Origin of the sequence: Ruegeria sp. HKCCD6157 (assembly GCF_013110685.1) — a bacterium.
Taxonomy (GTDB): domain Bacteria; phylum Pseudomonadota; class Alphaproteobacteria; order Rhodobacterales; family Rhodobacteraceae; genus Ruegeria.
Window position 1 is genome coordinate 1,454,192 of the sequence record NZ_WVRB01000001.1, and the last position, 23,328, is coordinate 1,477,519.

The window sequence follows — 23,328 nt, forward strand, 5'->3', positions numbered from 1 at the left end:
GAACGGCGCCCATCACGGGCGCCGCAATACTTACTTCAAACGACGCTGGCCTTCCTGACGGCAGTAGGCGTCAGCCTCCGGCACGGACATTTTCGAAGCCGGGAAGTCAATCGCCCGGTCCCAAGTCACCCGGTCGTGACGATATAGCTGACAGGTTACGACACCTTTGGGCGTTTGAACCTTGACGGGAGTTGTTTCAAGTTCTTCCGGAGTGGGAATGCAGGCGGTTGTTACGATGGCAACAACCGGAAACAGAAGCAGTGTCTTGAACCGTGGTGCTTTCATTTTTGACTCTTTTCAAAACGTGTAAATGATCGTTACAGATCGGCGTAGACGGATGTGAGTGCCGGCGACATACCGCAAAAAGAAAACACTGCGGTGTGTCCGTTTATTCAAAAAATCGTTAAGAATCAAGAAACCGCGCCGGATGAGAGGCGCGGTTTCGCTTATTGAAGGTGGAAGTGATCTATTTCTCTGGGATCAGCCCTCTTGGGCTGAATCTGAGAACAATCAACAAGATCAGACCCATCGTGAACAGGCGCATATGCGCAGCGCTGTCCAGCAGGTGGGCTTTCAATGCACTTCCGTCCGGCAAGCCGGCGGTAATGACATTCATCAGCCACAACCCGATCGGTTCAACCTGAACCCACAGGAACCAGATCAGGAATGCGCCCAGAACGGCCCCGAAGTTGTTGCCCGAACCACCCACGATCACCATCACCCAGACCAGAAAGGTAAAGCGCAGCGGTTGATAGGCGCTTGGCGTCAACTGGCCGTCCAGCGTTGTCATCATCGCACCCGCGATACCGCAAATGGCCGAACCCAGTACGAATATTTGCAGATGACGACGGGTGACATCCTTGCCCATGGCCTCAGCCGCCACTTCATTGTCACGGATTGCGCGCATCATCCGGCCCCAAGGGCTTTTCAGCGCCATCTGTGCCATCCAGAGCAGAACCAGAAGTACTATCATGAACAGCAGCGAATAGCCGAGTTTGACCGAGAGGGTGGACGCGGTGACGGAGTCCAACCCCAACCATTCTGCCCGCGCCAGAAAGGCCGGGTCGTTCTGCAAATCCACTTCGTAGCCCACAACGGGGGACGGGCGAGGAATGCCGTAGACATTCTTGACGCCCCGGGCCAGCCAGTCTTCGTTTTTCATGACGGCGATGATGATTTCGGCGATCCCCAATGTGGCAATCGCCAGATAATCCGAGCGAAGGCCCAGCGCCGTTTTACCGATCAGCCACGCAGCACCCGCCGCCAGCAAACCACCCGCCGGCCAGGCCAGCAGAACCGGCAGATTCAAACCTCCGATATTGCCGGCAATTGCCGGGTCGATGGCCTCGACCGCCGCAATGCTGGGATCGAACACCGCGCGATAGACAAAAAAGCCCACGACAAGAACGGCGATGATCGTCAGGGTTTGCACACGGCCCTTCGGCAGCTTTGTTGCCACCAGAACGGCGGCAACCACTGTCGCGGCGCCCAGCAGCAAAGACAGAACGATGCCATAACCTCCGGCGGCCCAAGCACCGGGCGTAGGCGGCGTTGAAACCAGTACGACGGCCAGACCGCCCAGTGCGACAAAGCCCATCACGCCCACATTGAACAGACCGGCAAAACCCCATTGCAGGTTTACACCGATCGCCATGATGGCGGAAATCAGCCCCATATTCAGGATCAGGATCGCGGTGTTCCAGCTTTGCGTGAAACCGGTCAACAGGATCAGGCCACCGACAATTGCGAACAGCAGCGTGTTTTTGACAGAGTCGGTCATACGGCCTTTCCCTTGAAAAGTCCCGTGGGCTTGAACAAAAGCACAATCAACAGGATGACAAAGCTGACCGCGAACTTGTAATCGGTCGAGAGGAGCTGGACCAAACCTGACGGCGCCAGACTTTCAGGCGACACATAGGTCAGCACCTTCTTCCAGGCGTATGTTATCGTCACTTCGGAAAACGCGATGATAAACCCGCCTGCGATGGCGCCCAGAGGATTGCCCAAACCACCCACGATGGCCGAGGCAAAGATCGGCAGCAGAAGCTGGAAGTAGACGAAGGGTTTGAAGCTTTTGTCCAGCCCGTAAAGTACGCCAGCAGTTGTGGCCAGCGCCGCAACGATGATCCATGTGATCATCACCACACGTTCCGGGTTAATGCCTGACAGCAGCGCCAGATCCTCATTGTCCGAATAGGCCCGCATCGACTTGCCCGTGCGCGTCTTGTTCAGAAACCAGAACAGCAGCGCCACGGCAACAACGGCCACGATCACCGTGATACCTTGCGACGTCTTGATGGCCAGACCCTCACGCAGACCGGTCATCGCCTTGAAATCGCGTGCCGAAACAATGAACCGAGCCCCATCCGAGAACCGTTGGTCATCCGGCCCGATGATAAACCGGACAAGGCCGTTCATGATGAACATCACGCCCATGGAGACGATCACCAGAATAACGGGCTTTGCCTTTTGTTCACGGTAGAATTTGTAGACCAGCCTGTCGGTGATCAGCACCAGCACGATACAGCCCAGGATGGCAAAGGGCAGGGCAAGCAGGGCGGTTGGCAACGGTCCAAAGCTGATTCCGGCGGCCTGCAACCCCCATGTGACCAGTACAGCGACCATCGCGCCAAAGGCCATGGTGTCACCATGGGCAAAGTTCGAAAACCGCAGGATGCCGTAGATCAGGGTCACGCCAAGCGCACCCAATGCCAGTTGGCTGCCATAGGCGACCGCTGGCACCAACACAAAATTCGCAAGCGCAACAAGCGCGTTGAGTAGATCCATTATTTCTTCTCACTGTCCGGGTGCGGCTTTATGGCACGACGCCGACGAAAGACACAACAATTTGGAACATGATTTTTAGGGCTTGATGCATGTTTTTATGCCGCTTGGCAGGCTTCGGACACGTTGGCAGAGGCCCCTTGGTTCTTCCCCAAAGAAAAAGACCGCGCCACACTGAGGGGCGCGGTCCGAAATCGTGAAAGATCGCGGGGCTAGGCACCGGTTTCCGTGCATTGGCCGCGGTCATTGTGCAGAACCGGGCGGCGGATGGACAGGTTGTAGGACAGATCCGGGCTTTTGACGAAGAACGTCATGACATGCTGCTCGGTCGTCAGGATGAACGTCAAGTTGTTCAGCCCCGGAAACACCTGCGCGTCCCCGGTCGTGTCACCGAATTTGACCGATCCCTTTTGCGCACCTTCGAACCGTGTCAGCCGATACTCGGTTCCATCAATTTCCGATGTACACACAAATTCGCGCTGCTGAGCGACGGCACCGGTTGCCAGTTGTGCGACCAGGGCGGCGATCATCCATTTTTTCATTTTGACTTCCAATTCTTGTATCCCCAACCGGGGCGCGTTTCGGGGATTGGTTTAGGTGTTCGGGCGCAGCGATATTTTTGAAATTGGGCCTGATTAAAGCAGCAGATTGGCATTCGGCGCGTTTTCAAAGTCTTTTTCCGCAGCGGCCCGCAGGAGATTAATTGATATTTTTCAGACACCTAATACAGGCTCTCATGTCCTGAGCCTCGGTTTGAAGCACCGTTTGCCATGTTCTGGCCTTCAATTTTGCGCATTGCGATCAAGCAAAAGGACCAGCCGAGAATCTCGACTGGCCCCACATGAAAACCTGCCATTGAAAAGCGTCGATCAGCCGCCCAAAAACGACTTTCGCACCTCGGGGTCGGCCAGCAGTTCCTTGCCTGTTCCGGTATAGGCGTTGCGCCCCTGAACCAGAACGTATCCCTTGTCGGCAATCTCCAAGGCCTGGCGGGCGTTTTGCTCGACCATCAGGATCGGCAGGCCGGTGCGGGACACTTCGATGATCCGGTCGAACAACTCATCCATCACGATCGGCGAAACACCTGCCGTAGGCTCGTCGAGCATCAGCACCTTGGGCTGGGTCATCAAGGCGCGGCCCACGGCAACCTGTTGGCGTTGTCCGCCCGACAGCTCTCCGGCGGCCTGATTGCGCTTGTCGCGGAGGATGGGGAACAGGTCATAGACCTGCTCCATCGTCTGGCTGATGTCGTCGCGACGGATGAAGGCGCCCATTTCCAAGTTTTCCTCCACCGTCATCGAGGTAAAGATGTTCTGTGTCTGCGGCACAAAGCCCATGCCACGCATAACCCGATCCTGCGGGGTGAGGTTTGTAATATCCTCGCCATCCAGACGCACAGACCCTGAACGGACATCCAGCATCCCGAACACGGCTTTCATCGCCGTAGACTTTCCCGCACCGTTGGGGCCGACGATGACTGCGATTTCACCTTTGTCCACCGCGATGGTGCAATCATGCAGGATGTCGGGCCCTTTGCCGTAGCCACCCGTCATGGTGTCGCCGATCAGAAACGGGCCGCCCTCGACCTTATGCGTCGCACCACTTTTTCTATGGGCCGGTGTCATGGTGCCGACACCGTGCGGATTGGTGATCGAGGCGTCCTTGTTGCCCTTGTCATCCTGATAGGGGTTGTCGCTCACGCGCCTGCCTCCAGTTTGTCTTTGTTCTTAAGGCCGGTGCCCAGATAGGCTTCGATCACGTGCTCGTTCGCCTTGATCTCGTCCAAGGTACCCTCGGCCAGAACCTTGCCTTCAGCCATGCAGATGACCGGATCACAGATCTTGCCGATGAAATCCATGTCATGTTCGATGACGACGAAGGTATAGCCGCGCTCCTTGTTCAGGCGCAGGATCGTGTCGGCAATGGTCATCAACAGGGTGCGGTTCACACCCGCGCCGACCTCGTCCAGAAACACGATCTTGGCGTCCACCATCATCGTGCGGCCCAGCTCCAGCAGTTTTTTCTGACCACCCGAGACCTGACCCGCCTTGTGATCGGCCAGATGTTCAATCGTCAGAAACTCCAGCACCTCATCGGCCTTGGCCTTCAGCGCGCGTTCTTCATCAGCGATGCGTTTGCGGCCAAACCACGTGTTCCACAGCGACTCGCCTGATTGCGCGCCGGGCACCATCATCAGATTTTCGCGGCAGGTCATCGACGGGAATTCATGTGCAATCTGAAACGTGCGCAACAGACCCTTGTGGAACAATTCATGCGGGGGCAGACCGGTGATATCCTCGCCGTCCATCACCACCTTGCCGCTGGTCGGCGGCAGAACACCTGCGATCACATTGAACAGAGTGGTTTTTCCTGCCCCGTTGGGCCCGATCAGGCCGGTGATCGACCCTTTCTGGATTTCCAGCGATGCCCCGTCCACCGCATGAAATCCGCCGAAATGCTTGTGCACGTCCTCGACGACGATCATCTTTTCCCCTTGCCGCCTGTTCGGCGCTGTTGTCTCGACCCCGTTTGCCGGGTGCGGTCTTTTTTCATTGAAACAGCCCGGACACAAGGCCCGGGCTGCTTGCATTCATAGCTTTTGGCGATCAATCAACGGAAGTTGACGGTCTTGTTTTCACCGTCGGTCACTTCGATCTCACGATAGGACCCCGCGCTTTCGCCGGGGCCGATCAGCTCGACACCGGACGCACCGACATAGTCGATGTCCTGACCGTTTGCCAGCAATTCCAGACCCTTGGCCAGTTCGCCGGGATAGATCTTTTCGCCCGGAGCGTTGGCAACGTCCATGATCTTGCCGCCATAGTCGGCCGGATTGGTCGATCCGGCAGCCTGCATGGCCAGCATGAACAGAGCCGCAGCGTCATAGGATTCGGGCGAATAGGGCGACGAACCGTCGAAGCCTGCTGCCTCGGCCATGGCAAAATACTTCTCGGCGCCTTCACCGCCCGAACCGGCGATCTGACCGAACGAACCGTTCAGGTCGGGGCCGACATTGGCCGGCAGCGAGTCACCGATCATGCCGCCGGGCAGGCCAAAGGTGTCAAACGCACCGCTGTCCAGCGCCGACTGGATGATGCCCAAACCGCCCTGATCCAGATAGCCCGCAACAACCAGAATGTCGCCACCGGCCGAGGCCAGAGCACCAACTTCGGCCGAATAGTCGGCCTTGCCATCCTCGTGCGCTGCTACGATGGTCACTTCACCACCTGCTGCCTCGAAAGAGGTTTGGATCGCGTCCGCCAGACCCTTGCCGTAGTCGTTGTTGGTATAGGTCAGAGCGATCGAGTTGATGCCGCGATCCTTCAGGATATCCGCCATCACCTGGCCTTCGCGCGCATCTGAAGGCGCGGTGCGGAAGAACAGGCCGTTGTCTTCCATGGTCGACAGGCCCGGCGAGGTCGCCGAGGGCGAGATCATGACCATGCCATTCGGAATCGCGACGTTCTGAAGGATCGCACCGGTCACGCCCGAGCAATCGCCGCCGATGATGCCGGCAACACCGTCGGCAATCATGCGTTCGCCGTTCGAAGTGGCCAGACCGTTATCAATGCAGCCGGTGTCGGCGCGCGATGCGGTCACTTTGGATCCATCCAGCAGTTTTCCGGACTCGGTGACTTCCGCCATCGCCAATTCAGCGCCCGAACCCATTGCGGGTGCCAGCGATTCAATTGGGCCGGTGAATCCGAACAAAACACCAAGCGTAATGTCTTCGGCCAGCGCAGGTCCGGCCAGCAAAGCGGATGCTGCAGTTGCTGTAAGCAGCTTTTTCATATGGTTACTCCCTATTGTGAACGTATTCGTTCTGGCCACGAACCTAGGCAAGCTGCCCGGAAAAGAAAAGTCCTAACGCAATCGTGCTTTTATCGATCGGAAATCTATCTGTTTTGTTAGGGTTTGCCTAAGATTGTCCGGAGAAGTGTCAACATGCTCAGAGCTGCCGCGATTCTGTTCTTCACTTTTTGCACTCAAAGCGCCTTGGCACAGGCGTTGTCGACCTCGGTCGGGAAAACTGAACTTATCGAAATGGCAGGCGGGCTGGATACGCCTTGGGCCGTCGGCATCCTGCCTGACGGCAGTTTTCTTGTCACCGAACGGGACGGAAACCTGCTGTATGTCAAGGACGGAGAGGCGAATGCCATATCCGGCGTTCCCAAGGTTGTAGCTTCGGGGCAGGGCGGATTGCTGGACGTTACGATCCCGCGCGATTTCAATCAAAGCCGCGAGGTCTTTCTGACCTTTTCAAAACCGCAAAAGGGTGGCGCAGGCACGGCTGTCGCGGTGGCGCGCCTGTCTAAAAACGGCACGCGTCTGACGAATCTGCGGGTCATTTTCGAGGCTTCCCCCGGCGGATCAGGCGGGCGGCATTTCGGCTCACGTGTTGTAGAAGCCAATGACGGCACGCTTTTTGTAACCATCGGAGACCGAGGAGATGCGCCACAGGCGCAGGATCGCTCGAACGCCATAGGGTCCGTGATCCGTATCAACCGCGACGGCTCGGTGCCGTCAGACAATCCTTTCGTCGGTCAGGCAGATATCCGACCTGAAACCTGGACCTATGGGCACCGCAACCCACAGGGGGCCGATCTGGATGCGCGCGGCCGATTGTGGGTGTCGGAACACGGTGCGCGCGGCGGTGACGAGGTGAACCTTGTCAAACCTGGCGCTAATTACGGCTGGCCGGTCATCTCGTACGGCACACATTATTCCGGAGAGAAGATCGGCGAGGGCGCCAGCAAGCCCGGTATGGAACAGCCTCGCCTGTACTGGGACCCGTCTATCGCGCCGTCGGGGTTGATGGTCTATTCCGGCGACATGTTTCCAGAATGGCGGGGCGACATATTCGTCGGCTCGCTGAAATTCGACTATATCGCGCGCCTGTCCGGAGACCCGCTGCGCGAGGTCGAGCAGATCAAGGGCCCCGAGACCGAACGGGTCCGTGACATAGTGCAGGCCCCGGATGGGGCGATCTGGTTCATTTCAGTCGGGCAGGGCGCGGTTTACAGGATGTCTGTCAAACAGTGACATACGAAGCATGCCAGCAGACTTTACAATTCCATTTGCGCGTTTCCATCGTCGCAGTCACTCTGTCCAACAGGTTACACGGTTAAGGGGATATCAATGAGTGATTTCGACATTGAATTGTGCACAAGTATCCCGCCAAGAACCGAGCTGAATATGATTTTGGAGCAATATTATGCTCTTATCGCTCAAAGAATGCAGGGTATGGGGTTCGAATTGGATCCTTCCGCACCGCAAAGCGCACTTGAGGAATTCTGGGCGAACACGGATGACTACATGCCTCCGAACGGATGCCTGATCGTCGCAAGAAACCGCGATGGCAAAATCGTGGGGTGTGGAATGATGAAACGGTTTGATCAGTCTACCGGCGAGTTGAAACGTGTATTTGTAACCGAAGACGCTCGGGGTACCGGAGTCGGGCGCGCATTGATTCAAGCACGAGAACAAGCCGCCAGAGCTATGGGGCTAAAGCGGTTGATCGCAGATACACTCACTCCAAATGTGGAAATGAGATCTTTGTATCCCAAGCTCGGGTTTGTGGAACTGGACTCTCCGATCGAGACAACAACCTACAAAGATCAGCCCATGCTCCGACCGCACTTGCACTATTTCGTCAAAGAGCTTTGACGCTGAGCCTTAGACTGACAGTCTTCCACTTTGCGCACCACGCTCGCGATAGGGCGTGGTGTTGTAATGCGCCCGGTAGCATTTTGAAAAATGGCTGGGCGAGGCGAAACCACAGGCCAGCGCCACGTTAATGACGCTCATATCGGTCTGCATCAGCAGGTTGCGGGCCTTGTGCAGGCGCAGTTCCATGTAATAGCGCTTGGGGGAACGGCTGAGATACCGGCGGAACAGACGCTCCAACTGGCGGGTCGACATACCTACGTCCTTGGCAAGGATCGAGGGCGAGATCGGCTCTTCGATGTTTTTTTCCATCATTAGGATAACCTGGCTCAACTTCGGATGCCGCACACCGATTCGGGTCGGAGTTGACAGGCGCTGCGTGTCCTGGTCGGTTCGAATCGAGGAATAGATCATCTGATCCGCCACCGCGTTGGCCAGATCCTCGCCATAGTCATCTGCAATCAGCTTGAGCATCAGGTCAATCGACGAGGTGCCGCCCGCAGTCGTCATGCGGCTGCCATCGATCTGAAAGACGGCTTTGGTCAGTTCGACCTCATCGAATTCCTCGATGAAACTGTCAGAGTTCTCCCAGTGGATCGTCGCCTTCTTGTTGTCCAGCAACCCGGCCTTTGCCAGAGTATAGGCCGCAGTGCAGAGGCCACCGATCCGCAATCCCCTTCGGGCTTCGCGCCGCAGCCAGTTCAGCACGCGCTTGCTAGTGGCCGCCTGAACGTCCACGCCACCGCAAATCAGAACAACGTCGTCTCGCTGCAACTCTACCAGATCACTGTCAAGCTTGAACTCGGTCCCAGCCGAGCAAGTTACCGTCTCTCCGCCTTCTCCCATCAGCTTCCATGTGTAAAGCTGTCTGTTCGCCATGCGGTTGGCGATGCGCAGACTGTCAAGCGCCGAAGCAAAGGACAGAAGCGAAAATTTGTCCAAAAGGACAAACACGAAATTCCGGGGTGGGGCCGCAGTGTCTTCCACCGTGACAACTTGGCGTTGCTCTTGCATGGCGAGATGTCCTTGCTTCGCTGCTGGTCAGTTGATTATCCAGCAGCAGATTTGACAGCCACCATGATCAAAGCTTGTTTACGTCGTCAAGAGGCGCAAATGGGATATGGTCACTCTTCATTGCATTTTGTATAGAGACCACCTGAAAACTTCAGCGGAGATCAAAGCTATGACCGAATGGCAAAAATCGAACTGGCGCAACAAGCCCCGGGTTCAGATGCCAGATTATACCGACGCGGCCGCGCTGGCCAAGGTCGAGGCTCAGCTTTCAAAGTATCCCCCGCTGGTCTTTGCCGGCGAGGCGCGGCGTCTCAAACAGCATCTGGGTGCCGCGGGGCGCGGCGAGGCCTTCCTTCTGCAAGGTGGGGATTGCGCTGAAAGCTTTGAACAATTCAGCGCTGATGCGATCCGTGACACCTTCAAGGTGATGCTGCAAATGGCCATGGTTTTGACTTATGGCGCCAAGGTGCCAGTGGTCAAAGTTGGTCGTATGGCCGGGCAATTTGCCAAACCACGCAGTGCACCGACCGAAGTCGTGAATGGTGTGGAACTGCCAAGCTACCGCGGCGATATCATCAACGAATTGGCCTTCACGCCGGAAGCCCGGATTCCGAATCCCAACAAGATGTTGCAGGCCTACACGCAAGCGGCGGCGACACTGAACTTGCTGCGCGCATTCTCGACCGGTGGATTCGCGGATATGAGCCGCGTTCATGCCTGGACTTTGGGTTTCGCGGATGAACAGGACGTTCAGAAATATTCCGAGGTTGCCGATCGCATTCAGGACACCATCGACTTCATGGAAGCCGCTGGAATCACTGCGGAAACAACCCATGAATTCTCGACCGTCGAATTCTACACCAGCCACGAAGGGCTGCTGCTTGAATACGAAGAGGCACTAACGCGTCTGGATTCCACCTCGGGCAACTGGCTGGCTGGCTCTGGTCACATGATCTGGATCGGCGACCGCACCCGTCAGCCCGACGGCGCGCATGTCGAGTTCTGCCGCGGGGTTCTGAATCCGATCGGTCTGAAATGCGGCCCGACCACCACGGCCGAGGACCTCAAAGTTCTGATGTCCAAGCTGAACCCCGACAACGAAGAGGGGCGTCTGACCCTGATCGCGCGCTTCGGTGCGGGCAAGGCGGGCGAGCATCTGCCGCGTCTGATCAAGGCGGTCAAGGAAGAGGGTGCCAAGGTCACTTGGGTCTGCGACCCGATGCACGGAAACACGATCAAATCGGCCACGGGCTATAAAACCCGCCCGTTCGATTCTGTTCTGCGCGAGGTGCGTGACTTTTTCGGAGTGCATCAGGCCGAGGGAACCATCCCCGGTGGCGTGCATTTCGAAATGACCGGGCTAGATGTGACCGAATGCACCGGCGGTGTACGTGCCGTGACGGAAGAGGACCTGTCGGACCGCTACCACACCGCTTGCGATCCGCGCTTGAACGCGTCGCAGTCGCTGGAACTTGCGTTCCTGGTGGCGGAAGAGTTGACCAACCTGCGCCGCAACGGTTCGAAACGCGCGGTAAGCTGAGCGCATCTGTAACAATGACAACAGCGGGCCATCGGCCCGCTGTTTCTGATCACGGCAATCGGCGGGTCTCAGTCGTCGCGAGACACCACCAGATGAAGATGGCCGGCAGAGCGTTTGAATTCGCGTTGTTCCTCGGCAAAACCGTCCACAGGGCGGCGCTGTGTGGGCGCGGGTACCTGAATTTCAGAAACCGGTTTGATCCGCGTATCAGTCAGTGTAAACCGGCGCGGTGTCTTGCCGATTGCGCCATCGGCGATCATGACCCCCAAAATACGACTGACATCCCCAAGGTCACTTTTCAGCGGCAGAAGGATCATCCGGGCCTGCATCCGGGTACGTCCCAACACCCCGCCCGACTTCAGACTCAATTCGGCAACAGCGGGGGACGCAAATACCTGTTCCAGTACATCTTTGGTCTGCGCGCGGGCATCGGGTTGAAAGAACGCGGTCAACGGCATCCCCCGCACTTCCATACCTGCAAGCGCGTTCAGATGACTGCCTGCCAGACGAAAACGGGCCAGGCCGGGTGCGATGCGTTCCAGGATAAAAGTATATTCAAGAACATTCTCAAGACCGCGCGGGTCGATTTGAGACCGCATCGGCACGCTGTCGCCGCTCAACAATGCGGTCCAATACGCCTCGGCCTGGCGGATCGGCGATAGGCTGCGCCCACTGTCAAAGCGATCCATTGCGACGATCTTTCCAAATTCTGACCCGGAACCTATCCCGAAAAAGGTTTTCATTTTCATCACCCTACCGTCAATTGGCCGCCTTTTTCATAAAATGCAACACATTGGAAGCATCTGCGGCCCGCAAACCATTGCTATAGGCATTTTGACTCGGGTTAATTCAATTTTGGAGCAATTCTTTAACGAATGGTTAACTTGCGCCAAACAATTGCGTCGTCAGCAAACTCTTGCTCTGCACCAGTCAATGGCATTAGGTGCGGCACATGCTCGAAACAGCAGGGGAACAGGAAAGGGCCATCATGATCAGATCCATGACCGGGTTTGCCTCGGGGAAGGGAACTTTCGGCCCGCACAGTTGGTCGTGGGAACTTCGCAGCGTAAATGGCAAGGGGCTGGACATGCGTCTGCGCGTGCCCGACTGGTTGACCGGCCTCGAAGTCGCGTTGCGGGCGTCCCTGTCCAAATCCCTGAGCCGGGGAAACGTGACCCTGTCGATGCGCTTGAACCGCGAGGATTCTCCCCCGGAACTGGCCTTGAACGAAACCGCGATGGCTGCGGCCCTGACGGCTCTTGAGCGAACGGAAGCGCTGGCGGCTGCGCGCGGCATCACGCTTGCGCCGTCGCGTGCGTCAGATCTTTTGGCGCTCAAGGGGATGATGGACGCAGGAACCGAGGCCGACGATCCGGCTCCGCTTGTTGCTCATCTGACGTCCGAATTCAAAGATCTTCTGGCGGCGTTCATAGATATGCGCAAAACCGAAGGGGCAGCTTTGGCCGCGGTTTTGAACACGCAACTGGATCAGGTCGCGGAACTGACGGCGCAAGCCGCAGAGATTGCCGAGCAGCGCAAGGACAAGATGACCGAGGGGCTGCGCGAGAATCTCGCGCGGGTGCTGGAGAATGCGCAGGGCGCGGATCCCGATCGTGTCGCGCAAGAGCTGGCGATGATCGCGGTCAAGGCGGATATCACCGAAGAAATCGATCGCCTGACCGCGCATGTGGCGGCCGCTCGTGAATTGTTGGCGCAGGACGGGGCCGTGGGTCGCAAGCTGGATTTCCTGATGCAAGAGTTCAATCGCGAAGCCAACACGCTGTGTTCCAAGGCGCAAAGCTCGGACCTGACATCGGTCGGGCTGGAACTGAAAGCGGTGATCGATCAGATGCGCGAGCAAGTGCAGAATGTGGAATAAGAATGGGAACGACTGACATGGCGGACCGCCGAGGCCTACTAATCATCCTGTCTTCTCCGTCCGGAGCGGGCAAATCGACCCTGGCCAGACGGCTGATGGCCTGGGATACGGATCTGGAATTCTCGATCTCGGCGACGACCCGCGCCCCACGCCCCGGGGAAGAGCATGGGCGCGAGTATTTCTTTCTGTCCGAGGACGAGTTCAAACAGCAGGTCGCTGATGGGCAGATGCTGGAACACGCCCATGTATTCGGAAACTTCTATGGCTCGCCTGCCGAGCCGGTCAAAAATTCGATCAATGCCGGTAAGGACGTATTGTTCGACGTCGACTGGCAGGGCGAGGTGCAGATCCGAAATTCGGATCTGGGCAAACACGCTTTGTCGATCTTCATTCTGCCGCCGTCCATCCCCGAGCTGCGCCGCCGGCTGGAAACGCGCGGGCAGGACAGTGATGACGTCATCGCCCGTCGGATGCTCAAAAGCTGGGATGAAATCAGTCACTGGGGCTACTACGACTACGTTCTGATCAACGACGACCTCGAGGCAACCGAAGAAAAGCTGAAAACCATCGTCAGCGCGGAACGGATGCGCCGCATTCAGCAACCCAGGTTGCAACAGCACGTCCGCAAGTTGCAGAGCGAATTCGAGGGACTGTCATGACCATTTACGCTTTGGGCGAGCACGCTCCGCACATTCACGAGGACACCTGGGTCGCGCCCGATGCCAATCTGATTGGCAAGGTTGTGCTGGAGCAGGGGGCCTCGGTCTGGTTCGGCTGCACGATTCGCGCGGATCACGAAGAAATCCGGATCGGCGAGGGCAGCAACGTTCAGGAAAACTGCGTGATGCATATCGACGCCGGCTTTCCCCTGACGATTGGTCGAAATTGCACCATCGGGCACAAGGTGATGCTGCATGGCTGCACCATAGGCGAAAACACGTTGGTCGGAATGGGCGCAATCGTTTTGAACGGCGCAAAGATCGGCCGGAACTGTCTGATCGGAGCAGGGGCCCTGATCACCGAGGGCAAGGAAATCCCCGACAATTCGCTTGTCATGGGATCGCCGGGCAAGGTCGTGCGTCAGCTGGATGAGGCCGCAGCCCAAAGGATCACGTTCAGTGCGCTGCACTATCAGGAAAACATGCGCAAATTCCGCGAATCCCTGAAACCTGCGCTTTGACGTGGCGGAATGAGTGGGTTTTGAACCATGACCGAAGACGTTCTTGAGGACATTGTTCTTGCGATCCCTCTGCCGGCGCTGATGGTGGATCAGACCGAACGGATCATTGCCGCGAACACGGATGCAACGTCCCTCCTGGGCCAGAACATCGTTGGACGTCATTTTGCGACCATATTGCGACAGCCGCAGGTTCTGGACGCGATCGAGCAAAGCCTGGCAAGCAGAAGCGCAAAGAAAGCACGTCATCTGTCCAATGACGGTGCGCAGGACACAACATACACAGTTGAATGCAGATACATGAACGGGGTCGCTTCCGAAGGGGCCGTCATGGTCACGTTTCAGGATACCACCCATCTGGAGCATGCCAGCCAGATGCGGCGGGATTTCGTGGCCAATGTCAGCCATGAATTGCGCACGCCGTTGACTGCCTTGATGGGGTTTATCGAAACCCTGCGCGGTCCGGCCCGGGATGACCCCGCCGCGCGTGACCGGTTCCTCAAGATCATGGCCGATGAGGCCAACCGGATGAACCGTCTGGTCGGGGATCTGTTGTCGTTGAACCGGGTCGAAAGCGAAGAACGTGTTCGACCCAAGCAACAGCTGGAACTTACCGGTCTTCTTCAATCCACAATAAACTCGCTGCGGCCCCTTGCGGAGGATGCTGGCGTGGTTTTGTCGCTGGATGTGAAAAACGGTCCGCTTTCAGTCACCGGTGACAGCGACCAGTTGCGACAGGTTTTCACCAATCTCATCGAGAACGGGATCAAGTATGGCGCCAGTGGCGGTAGTGTTACGGTACGTGTCCTGCCGGCGGACAGGGATCCGGCGATGCGCGGCCCGGCTGTCCGAATCCAGTTCATAGACAAAGGGCCCGGCATAGATGCCGTTCACCTGCCGCGCCTGACAGAGCGATTCTATCGCGCCGACAGCCACAGGTCGCGGCAGCTGGGTGGAACCGGGCTTGGCCTTGCGATCGTGAAGCACATCGTCAATCGCCATCGTGGAAGACTTCGTGTCGAAAGCGAATTGGGAAAAGGTTCTGTTTTTACGGTCATTTTGCCCCGTTGAAACAACTTGGAATGCAAGTTTGCTTTTAATCTGACCCCACGGGGCATTGGCTGTTCCAGGGGTCAAACGCAAAAAAATGCCCTGCTGTCATAAAACCGTTACGCATGTGTCACAAAAGGCTTACGCACGCCCCATAGGGGTCCCCGCAGGATCATCATGGTGGTGATCAAGTACACCTTTTCAGGGAGACTGAAATGTCCTTTGTAAAACTGTCGGCATCTGCGCTGGCTATCGCTGCCGTCTCGGCGACCACTGCTGCGGCGCGTGACAACGTTCAGATCGCCGGTTCGTCGACCGTTCTGCCTTATGCCTCGATCGTAGCCGAACTGTTCGGTGAAAACACAGACTTTCCAACTCCGGTTGTTGAATCCGGCGGTTCGTCGGCTGGTCTGAAGCGTTTCTGCGAAGGCGTTGGCGAAAACACCATCGACGTTGCAAACGCGTCGCGCGCGATCCGTGAAAAAGAGATCAAAGCCTGCGCCGAAAACGGTGTGACCGACATCATGGAAGTCCGCATCGGTTATGACGGCATCGTATTCGCTAGCCAGCAGACCGGGCCTGCCTTCACCGCGTTCGAACCGTCCGACATTTTCAACGCTCTGGGTGCAAAAGTTCTGAAAGACGGTCAGATCGTTGACAACCCGTACAACACCTGGGCCGAGTTCAACCCGGAACTGCCCGATGTTGAAATCGCAAGCTTCATCCCGGGCACCAAGCACGGCACCCGTGAAGTGTTCGAAGAAAAAGTTCTGCTGATCGGCTGTGAAGAAACCGGCGCCATGGAAGCCATGATCGCGGGCGGCATGAGCGAAGACGACGCTGAAGATGCCTGTCTGGCAGTACGCACCGATGGCAAATCGGTCGATATCGACGGTGACTATACCGAAACCCTGGCGCGTATCGACACCAACCCCAACGGTATCGGCGTGTTTGGTCTGGCGTTCTACGAGAACAACACCGACAAGTTGAAGGTTGCCACCATGTCGGGTGTCGCACCGTCGACCGAAACCATCTCGACCGGCGAATATCCGGTTTCCCGCCCACTGTTCTTCTACGTGAAGAAAGCTCATATCGGCGTGATCCCGGGCCTGAAGGAATACGCGCAGTTCTTCACCCATGACGAAATCGCCGGTCCCTCGGGCCCGCTTGCCAACTATGGCTTGGTCGCCGATCCTGAACTGGCAAAAACTCAGGACGCAATCGCCAACGAAGTCACCATGGGTTCGGGCAGCTAAGCCTGACGTCAGTTTAACGCAAATAGGGGCGACGGATCAGTCGCCCCTTCACTGTCTTTTTACTACTCGCAATCGAAGGCAATGGGGGTGTCATGCCGATACTTTGGCTCTTTCTGATCGTTTCGGCGATCGCGGCTGTCGGCTATCTGTTGGGACGCACACGCGCACTGCAAAACGCAGGTGGTGACAGTCGGAATCTGCATTCCCTGCCATCCTTTTACGGCGCAAACGTTGCGCTGAAGACACTTGTTCCGGCCTTCGGTCTCTTGATCGTGTGGCTGTTGGCGCAGCCTTTCTTCCTCAATGCGCAGGTGTCGGACATGATACCGGACTCCGTGATAAAGGAAGGTTCCTCCCGCAGCCTGGTGATGGCCGAAGTACGCCGCACCGCCGCCGGGCTGGACAATGCGGTTGCGCAAGGAAACCTGACCGAGAACGCCGCCAGTGATGCCGATGCAAATATCGCCGAGATCACCCAGCTTTTGAAGGACGCGGGGCAGGTGGTGACCTCGGACATCACTCAACCGGTATTGCGTGCCGCGCAGCGCTATCGCGCCATGAGCTCGACCGGGTATGCGATCATGTCCATTGCAGTTGTCGCGGTTGCCTTGATCGGTGCCGTAGCGGGCTGGTTGCAAACCAACGCCGAATACCGTGCGCGCAACGTTGTGGAACAGGGGGTTCGTGTCCTGCTTCTGGCGGCCGCGTCGGTTGCAATCCTGACAACGGTAGGCATTGTCCTGTCTCTTGTGTTCAACACCTGGGAATTCTTCAAACTGTACCCGGCGTCAGATTTCTTTTTCGGCATGACCTGGGCGCCCAGCTTTTCGGGCCGCGGCGGGTTGTCCGAACTCGGGATCCTGCCGCTGCTTTGGGGGACGCTCTACATCTCTGTCGTGGCATTGCTGGTTGCGGTGCCGATCGGGTTGTTCGCCGCGATCTATCTCAGCGAATACGCTTCGCCCCGCTTGCGGTCTATCGCCAAGCCGCTGCTTGAGGTGCTGGCGGGGATTCCGACCATCGTTTACGGTCTCTTCGCTTTGTTGACCGTCGGCCCGCTGCTGTTGGATGTTTTTGGTGAAAGTGGCCTGGGCTGGATGAAAGCCGGCACCGCCGTCATGACTGCTGGTCTGGTGATGGGGATCATGTTGATCCCGTTTGTTTCATCTCTGTCTGACGACATCATCAACGCGGTGCCGCAGGCCATGCGCGACGGTTCCTACGGTCTTGGCGCCACGCAATCCGAAACCATCCGTCAGGTCGTTCTGCCCGCCGCGTTGCCCGGAATCGTCGGCGCGATCCTTCTGGCGGCATCGCGCGCCATCGGCGAGACCATGATCGTGGTTCTTGGGGCAGGGGCCGCGGCCCGCCTCAGCCTGAACCCGTTCGAAGCCATGACAACCGTGACAGCCAAGATCGTCAGCCAGTTGACGGGGGACGCCGACTTTGCCTCGCCCGAGGCGCTGGTCGCCTTCGCGCTTGGTATGACCCTTTTCATTCTCACCTTGGGGCTCAACGTGTGTGCCCTGTATATCGTGCGCAAGTACCGGGAGCAGTACGAATGACCGACACCAGTATGCAAAGCCCCCAATCTGGTCGCCATACGATCTCGCTCACGGCTTCGGATGAACGCACGAAGAAACGTGCCAAGGCCGAGAAACGGTTCCGTGCTTATGGCATCGCCGCAATCGCAACCGGTCTGTTCTTTTTGGTTGTTCTGTTCGCTTCGATCCTGTCGCAGGGGATTCCGGCCTTCCAACGCACGGTCGTCAGCATTGATTTCACACTGACCGAACCGCAGCGGGACGAGGCCGAAGGGGCCCTGTTCAAGACAAAAGTCTATTCCAACCTGTTCGTCGCCCAGTTGAACAGTGAACTTGCTGAACGCGGAATCAGCGTTGATTTTGATGAGGCCGCGATCGAGCGTCTTTTGGGTAAAGTCGGCGGCACGATTCGGACCTTTTACACCGAAAACCCGGACAAGCTGGGTCAACCGGTCAAATTCGATCTGGCAGCATCCAGCCGGGTGGACGGGTATTTCAAAGGCCGCGTATCCCGCGACACGATACAGGACAGCCGGTTTCTGCAAAAAAGCGATCTGGATCTGGTCGATGCGCTGGAACAGGCCGGCATCATCAGGCAGGCATTTAACTGGCCCTTCATCACCGGAGCGGACGCAGGCGTGGACAACCCCGGCGGCGCAGGCATCGGTGTCTCAGTTGTGGGATCATTCTTCATGATGCTGGTCGTTCTGTGTCTGTCTCTGCCGATTGGCGTTGCAGCTTCGATCTATCTTGAAGAATTTGCGCCACAGAACAAGTTGACTGATCTGATCGAAGTGAACATTTCGAACCTGGCTGCGGTTCCGTCCATCGTCTTCGGTATTCTGGGGCTGGCCGTTTTCATTCAGTTCATGCATCTGCCGCAATCGGCACCGCTGGTCGGTGGTCTGGTTCTGACCCTGATGACGCTTCCGACGATCATCATCTCGACCCGCGCGTCTTTGAAGGCGGTGCCTCCGTCGATCCGCGACGCGGCACTTGGGGTAGGGGCGTCGAAAATGCAGGCGGTGTTTCACCACGTGTTGCCGCTGGCTGCGCCGGGCATTCTGACAGGTACCATCATCGGTCTGGCGCAAGCCTTGGGTGAAACCGCACCTCTTTTGCTGATCGGCATGGTGGGGTTTGTCGCACGCGGATATCCCGACGGCTTTCTTGCAGGCTTTACCGAGCCGAATTCAGCCATGCCGGCACAGATCTACACCTGGGCAGCACGCGCCGATGTGGGTTTTTACGAAAAAGCCTGGGGCGGGATCATCATCCTTTTGATCTTCCTGCTGACCATGAACATTATCGCAATCATCCTGCGCCGCCGCTTTGAACGTCGCTGGTAAATGGGGGCTGGAATGAACGACATGACACGAGTGGAGAGAACCGTGGACTCCAAAGACATCAAGATCAACGCCAAGAACGTACAGGTTTTCTACGGTGAAACCCATGCCATCAAGGACGTGAGCGTTGAGATCGAAGACAAGACTGTCACGGCCTTCATCGGGCCATCTGGTTGTGGCAAGTCCACCTTCCTGCGCTGCCTGAACCGAATGAATGACACCATCGATATCTGCCGCGTCGAAGGCGACATCCTGCTGGATGGTGAAGACATCTATGACAAGCGTGTCGATCCTGTCCAGTTGCGCGCCAAGGTCGGAATGGTGTTTCAAAAACCCAACCCGTTCCCGAAATCGATCTATGACAACGTGGCCTATGGCCCGCGCATTCACGGCATGGCCCGCAACAAGGCGGAACTGGATGAAATCGTGGAAAAATCCCTGCGCCGCGGCGCGATCTGGGATGAGGTCAAGGATCGTCTGGATGCACCGGGCACCGGCCTTTCCGGCGGCCAGCAGCAGCGTTTGTGCATCGCCCGGGCCGTCGCCACCGAACCCGAAGTTCTGTTGATGGACGAGCCGTGTTCGGCTCTTGATCCGATTGCGACCGCACAGGTCGAAGAGTTGATCGATGAACTGAGGTCGCGGTTTTCTGTTGTGATCGTCACCCACTCGATGCAGCAGGCGGCACGGGTCAGTCAGAAAACGGCCTTCTTCCACTTGGGCAATCTGGTTGAATTCGGTGAAACCGGCCAGATCTTTACCAATCCGATAGATCCGCGCACGGAAAGCTACATTACAGGCCGTATCGGCTAAGCACAGGTATCTGACAATGAGCGAACAACATATTGCAACTGCTTTTGATCGCGACCTCGAGGCGATCCAAGCGCATATCATGAAGATGGGCGGGCTGGTCGAGGCCGCCATCATAGGCGCGGCCCGCTCGCTGGAAACCCGTGATGAAGAGTTGGCGCAAGAGGTGCGAAAAGGCGACAAAGCCATCGACGCGCTTGAAGAACTGATCAACGAAGAAACGGCCAGGTTGATTGCGCTGCGGGCACCCACGGCCAGTGACTTGCGTCTGATCCTGTCGGTTCTGAAGGTATCCGGCAACCTTGAGCGCATTGGCGACTATGCCAAGAATATCGCCAAACGAACCACGGTTCTGGTCAATGCCAGCGAGATCAACGGAAGCGCTGCGGCCCTGCGCCGTATGGCACGCGAGGTCGAACGGATGCTGCGTGATGCGCTGGATGCCTACATTCAGCGCGATGCGGAACTGGCCACAGACGTCATCAACCGCGATGAAGAGGTTGACCAGATGTATAACGGCCTGTTCCGGGAGTTTCTGACTTTCATGGCCGAAGACCCGCGCAATATCTCGGCCTGCATGCACCTGCATTTCATCGCCAAGAACATCGAACGCATGGGCGATCACGTAACCTCGATCGCTGAACAGGTCGTGTATCTGGTAACCGGCGACCGCCCGGCCGAAGCCCGGCCCAAGGCTGACAACACGTCGCAAACCGTGTAGGAGACGAGCGAGATGTCCGCAGATCAACCTACCGTTTTGGTTGTAGAGGATGAAATGGCCCAGCGTGAGGTTTTGGCCTACAACCTGGAAGCTGAAGGGTTTCGGGTTTCCAAGGCTGGCAACGGCGAAGAAGCCATGCTGTTGGTAGACGAAGACTGCCCGGACATCATTGTTCTGGACTGGATGATGCCCAATCTGAGCGGAATCGAAGTCTGCCGACGCCTGAAAAGCCGCCCAGACACGCGTTCAATCCCGATTATCATGTTGTCGGCCCGGACCGAGGAAGTCGACAAAGTTCGCGGTCTTGAGACCGGCGCGGATGATTACGTGGTCAAGCCATATTCCGTGGTCGAGCTTATGGCGCGCGTTCGCACGCAATTGCGCCGCGTCCGTCCTTCGACCGTTGGTTTGCGCCTGGAATTCGATGACATCATTCTTGACTCCGAGACGCACAAGGTCAGCCGGGACAACAAACCCCTAAAACTCGGGCCGACCGAGTTCCGTCTTCTAAGCACATTCATGGAAAAGCCGGGCAGGGTCTGGAGCCGCGAGCAATTGCTGGACCGGGTTTGGGGTCGCGACATCTATGTCGATACCCGAACCGTTGATGTGCATATCGGGCGATTGCGCAAAGCTTTGACGCAATATGGTGGGACCGATCCAGTACGAACCGTCCGCGGCGCTGGATACGCCTTGGGATAACCACATCCTGCGTATATGGCGCCAAAATCGTTTGAATTTTGACAGGAGCCGTATTTGTGGGTGGCGCCCCGTGGCGGTAGTCGGTATTCGCATAATCAGTATTATGGTAATTAATGGCCGCTTGTAACTTGGCAGCAAAGTGAACACTCTGCCCAGAACACATAAGACTTGTTTTGGAATGCGCCATGGAGCTCAGAAATAGAACTGTCATCGTGACCGGTGCCGCAGATGGCATTGGCCGGGGTTTGGCGGAACGTTTTGCTCAGGAAGGTGCGCGCGTCATCTGTTCGGATATTGACGAAGCCGGAGCCCGTGAAGTCGCAACCCAAACTGGCGGTGTTGCGTTCACATGTGACGTTTCGGATGAGGAACAGATCAAGGCGTTGATTGATTTCACCGAAGATACTGTTGGCCCAATTGATCTGTTCTGCGCAAATGCCGGCATCCTGACGCTTGGCGGTCTGGATGTTCCCGATGATCAATGGGAAAAAATTTGGAAAATCAACGTGATGTCGCACGTGTGGACCGCGCGCCATTTGGTGCCTCGTATGATCGGTCGCGGCGGCGGATATATTCTGACGACGGCCTCTGCGGCGGGTTTGCTGAACCAACCGGGTGCAGCGCCATACGGTGTCACGAAACACGCGGCAGTCGGATTTGCCGAGTGGCTGTCGCTGACATATGGGGCCAAAGGTCTGCGGGTTTCGGTTCTTTGTCCTCAGGCGGTTCGGTCAAAAATGACTGAAGGACATGAGGTTTCAGTGGCATCGATCGACGGAATGCTGGAGCCCGATGACGTCGCTGAAACCTGCGTACAAGCCATCCGGGAAGAACGATTTCTGGTTCTTCCGCATCCGCAGGTTTTGGATTATCTGCAACTCAAAGCGGCTGACTACGATCGCTGGCTGGGCGGGATGCGAAAGTTGAATCAACAGTTTACGCCAGATACTTAACGTTTTCTCTGAACCTTCCTCATAAGACCTTCCTGAGCCACCGACGCGACCAGGGTTCCGTCTTCTGAATAGATCGATCCGCGATTGAAGCTGCGTCCCTGCCCCGTCCACGGAGAATCCATCACATACAGATGCCAGTTCTGAAATTTCACGGGTGCATGAAACCACAAGGCATGGTCCAGACTGGCGCCGTTGAACTCTCCGGAAAACCAGCTCAGCCCGTGCGGTCGCAAACCTGACGACATCAGGTTCATATCTGACGCATAGGCCAAAAGCAGATGTTGAGTTTTCGCGTCCGCAGACACGGCAGCCGCCATGCGAAACCAGGTTTTATTGCGGTCGTCCGACACTTCGGGGTTGAACGGATCCAGATGGTCCACCTCGCGGACTTCGATCGGGCGTTCACGCAGAAGCTCACCGCGAAAACCTTCGGGCACGCGATCCACATATGCGTGTCGAAGCTCGGAACGTGATGGGTATGTCTGTGGAGGATTCACGGTTGGCATCGGATGCTGATGATCCCAACCTTCATCCTGAACGTGAAAGGAAGCTGACATGTTCAGGATCTGCTTGCCATTTTGAATGGCAACAACGCGACGGGTTGTGAACGACCCCCCGTCACGCGCTCTATCTACTTGATAAATAACGGGTTTATCTGGATCCCCGGGTCGGATGAAATAGGCGTGCAGGGAATGGCACAACCGGTCTTCCACGGTTCTGTATGCCGCGGCCAAGGCCTGCGCAATGACCTGACCGCCGAAAATTCGGGTTGGTGTTTCTCCACCCGATCCTGTGCCGCGGAAAAGATCGACTTCAAGCCGTTCGATATCCAGAAGGTCCAGTAAGATGCGTTCCGCTTCGGTCATTGTCTGCTCATGGGCTAAT

The 23,328-nt window shown here is 57.0% G+C and carries 24 protein-coding genes; 14 read left to right on the forward strand and 10 right to left on the reverse strand.

The window, feature by feature from the left end; all coding sequences use genetic code 11:
* Window positions 1–30: 30 nt before the first annotated feature.
* The 7 genes from GS612_RS06920 to GS612_RS06950 all read right to left on the reverse strand — a co-directional run bounded on the left by GS612_RS06920 (window position 31) and on the right by GS612_RS06950 (window position 6,576).
* Complete coding sequence (locus tag GS612_RS06920) at window positions 31–285, reverse strand: hypothetical protein (protein WP_171115893.1); 255 nt, start codon at window positions 283–285, stop codon at window positions 31–33.
* Between the two features lie 181 nt (window positions 286–466).
* Window positions 467–1,780, reverse strand: coding sequence for a branched-chain amino acid ABC transporter permease (locus GS612_RS06925; RefSeq protein ID WP_171639486.1), 1,314 nt, complete (start codon window positions 1,778–1,780; stop codon window positions 467–469).
* A complete protein-coding gene (locus GS612_RS06930) occupies window positions 1,777–2,787 on the reverse strand; it encodes a branched-chain amino acid ABC transporter permease (protein WP_152457997.1) in 1,011 nt (336 codons plus the stop codon). Before GS612_RS06930 ends, GS612_RS06925 begins: the two co-directional genes overlap by 4 nt.
* A gap of 209 nt (window positions 2,788–2,996) precedes the next feature.
* Window positions 2,997–3,326, reverse strand: a complete 330-nt coding sequence (locus tag GS612_RS06935) for a hypothetical protein (RefSeq protein WP_171639487.1) — start codon at window positions 3,324–3,326, stop codon at window positions 2,997–2,999.
* Window positions 3,327–3,653: 327 nt separating this feature from the next.
* On the reverse strand, window positions 3,654–4,484 hold the full coding sequence (locus GS612_RS06940) for an ABC transporter ATP-binding protein (protein WP_171204766.1): 831 nt from the start codon (window positions 4,482–4,484) through the stop codon (window positions 3,654–3,656).
* Window positions 4,481–5,269: an ABC transporter ATP-binding protein gene (locus GS612_RS06945; RefSeq protein WP_152457994.1), complete on the reverse strand. Its 789-nt coding sequence runs from the start codon at window positions 5,267–5,269 to the stop codon at window positions 4,481–4,483. Before GS612_RS06945 ends, GS612_RS06940 begins: the two co-directional genes overlap by 4 nt.
* Before the next feature lie 125 nt (window positions 5,270–5,394).
* Window positions 5,395–6,576, reverse strand: coding sequence for an ABC transporter substrate-binding protein (locus GS612_RS06950; RefSeq protein ID WP_152457993.1), 1,182 nt, complete (start codon window positions 6,574–6,576; stop codon window positions 5,395–5,397).
* Window positions 6,577–6,729: 153 nt separating this feature from the next.
* Here GS612_RS06950 and GS612_RS06955 point away from each other — a divergent pair, with 153 nt between their 5' ends.
* Both GS612_RS06955 and GS612_RS06960 read left to right on the forward strand, forming a co-directional pair.
* Window positions 6,730–7,827 carry a PQQ-dependent sugar dehydrogenase gene (locus GS612_RS06955; RefSeq protein ID WP_171639488.1) on the forward strand — a complete coding sequence of 366 codons (1,098 nt, stop codon included), beginning with the start codon at window positions 6,730–6,732 and terminating at the stop codon, window positions 7,825–7,827.
* A 96-nt stretch (window positions 7,828–7,923) separates the two neighbouring features.
* Window positions 7,924–8,451 (forward strand): GNAT family N-acetyltransferase, encoded by a 528-nt coding sequence (locus GS612_RS06960; RefSeq protein ID WP_171639489.1) that lies wholly within the window; start codon window positions 7,924–7,926, stop codon window positions 8,449–8,451.
* Between the two features lie 9 nt (window positions 8,452–8,460).
* On the opposite strand, the gene GS612_RS06965 is transcribed toward GS612_RS06960, so the two are convergent.
* Entirely contained in the window at window positions 8,461–9,465 is a 1,005-nt protein-coding gene (locus tag GS612_RS06965; protein ID WP_171168156.1) for a GlxA family transcriptional regulator, read from the reverse strand.
* 169 nt (window positions 9,466–9,634) lie between these two features.
* Between GS612_RS06965 and GS612_RS06970 the strand changes: the two genes are divergently transcribed.
* Complete coding sequence (locus tag GS612_RS06970; RefSeq protein WP_171115908.1) at window positions 9,635–11,005, forward strand: class II 3-deoxy-7-phosphoheptulonate synthase; 1,371 nt, start codon at window positions 9,635–9,637, stop codon at window positions 11,003–11,005.
* A gap of 68 nt (window positions 11,006–11,073) precedes the next feature.
* Here the strand turns inward: GS612_RS06970 and GS612_RS06975 are convergent, their stop codons facing one another.
* Window positions 11,074–11,748 carry a PAS domain-containing protein gene (locus tag GS612_RS06975; protein ID WP_171639490.1) on the reverse strand — a complete coding sequence of 225 codons (675 nt, stop codon included), beginning with the start codon at window positions 11,746–11,748 and terminating at the stop codon, window positions 11,074–11,076.
* Between the two features lie 245 nt (window positions 11,749–11,993).
* Here GS612_RS06975 and GS612_RS06980 point away from each other — a divergent pair, with 245 nt between their 5' ends.
* From GS612_RS06980 to GS612_RS07030, 11 genes are all read left to right on the forward strand, one after another.
* Window positions 11,994–12,884 carry a YicC/YloC family endoribonuclease gene (locus GS612_RS06980; protein WP_171639491.1) on the forward strand — a complete coding sequence of 297 codons (891 nt, stop codon included), beginning with the start codon at window positions 11,994–11,996 and terminating at the stop codon, window positions 12,882–12,884.
* Between the two features lie 17 nt (window positions 12,885–12,901).
* Window positions 12,902–13,543, forward strand: coding sequence for a guanylate kinase (gmk, locus tag GS612_RS06985; protein ID WP_171639492.1), 642 nt, complete (start codon window positions 12,902–12,904; stop codon window positions 13,541–13,543).
* The gene (locus tag GS612_RS06990; RefSeq protein WP_171639493.1) at window positions 13,540–14,064 is read left to right on the forward strand and encodes a gamma carbonic anhydrase family protein; all 525 of its coding nucleotides are present in this window, start codon (window positions 13,540–13,542) and stop codon (window positions 14,062–14,064) included. Before gmk ends, GS612_RS06990 begins: the two co-directional genes overlap by 4 nt.
* A 27-nt stretch (window positions 14,065–14,091) precedes the next feature.
* Window positions 14,092–15,132, forward strand: a complete 1,041-nt coding sequence (locus GS612_RS06995; protein WP_171639494.1) for a cell wall metabolism sensor histidine kinase WalK — start codon at window positions 14,092–14,094, stop codon at window positions 15,130–15,132.
* Window positions 15,133–15,326: 194 nt separating this feature from the next.
* Entirely contained in the window at window positions 15,327–16,367 is a 1,041-nt protein-coding gene (locus GS612_RS07000) for a substrate-binding domain-containing protein (protein ID WP_171639495.1), read from the forward strand.
* A gap of 92 nt (window positions 16,368–16,459) precedes the next feature.
* On the forward strand, window positions 16,460–17,932 hold the full coding sequence (gene pstC / locus GS612_RS07005) for a phosphate ABC transporter permease subunit PstC (protein WP_171639496.1): 1,473 nt from the start codon (window positions 16,460–16,462) through the stop codon (window positions 17,930–17,932).
* Window positions 17,929–19,260 (forward strand): phosphate ABC transporter permease PstA, encoded by a 1,332-nt coding sequence (gene pstA, locus GS612_RS07010; protein WP_171639497.1) that lies wholly within the window; start codon window positions 17,929–17,931, stop codon window positions 19,258–19,260. Before pstC ends, pstA begins: the two co-directional genes overlap by 4 nt.
* Window positions 19,261–19,272: 12 nt before the next feature.
* Window positions 19,273–20,070 carry a phosphate ABC transporter ATP-binding protein PstB gene (gene pstB / locus GS612_RS07015; RefSeq protein WP_152457980.1) on the forward strand — a complete coding sequence of 266 codons (798 nt, stop codon included), beginning with the start codon at window positions 19,273–19,275 and terminating at the stop codon, window positions 20,068–20,070.
* Window positions 20,071–20,086: 16 nt separating this feature from the next.
* Entirely contained in the window at window positions 20,087–20,788 is a 702-nt protein-coding gene (phoU, locus tag GS612_RS07020) for a phosphate signaling complex protein PhoU (protein ID WP_171115921.1), read from the forward strand.
* Window positions 20,789–20,800: 12 nt separating this feature from the next.
* On the forward strand, window positions 20,801–21,490 hold the full coding sequence (gene phoB / locus GS612_RS07025) for a phosphate regulon transcriptional regulator PhoB (RefSeq protein ID WP_152457978.1): 690 nt from the start codon (window positions 20,801–20,803) through the stop codon (window positions 21,488–21,490).
* Between the two features lie 185 nt (window positions 21,491–21,675).
* The gene (locus GS612_RS07030; protein WP_171168171.1) at window positions 21,676–22,443 is read left to right on the forward strand and encodes an SDR family oxidoreductase; all 768 of its coding nucleotides are present in this window, start codon (window positions 21,676–21,678) and stop codon (window positions 22,441–22,443) included.
* Here GS612_RS07030 and GS612_RS07035 read toward each other — a convergent pair.
* Window positions 22,440–23,309, reverse strand: a complete 870-nt coding sequence (locus GS612_RS07035; protein WP_171639498.1) for an acyl-CoA thioesterase II — start codon at window positions 23,307–23,309, stop codon at window positions 22,440–22,442. The two genes, GS612_RS07030 and GS612_RS07035, sit on opposite strands and share 4 nt — an antisense overlap.
* Between the last annotated feature and the right edge of the window lie 19 nt (window positions 23,310–23,328).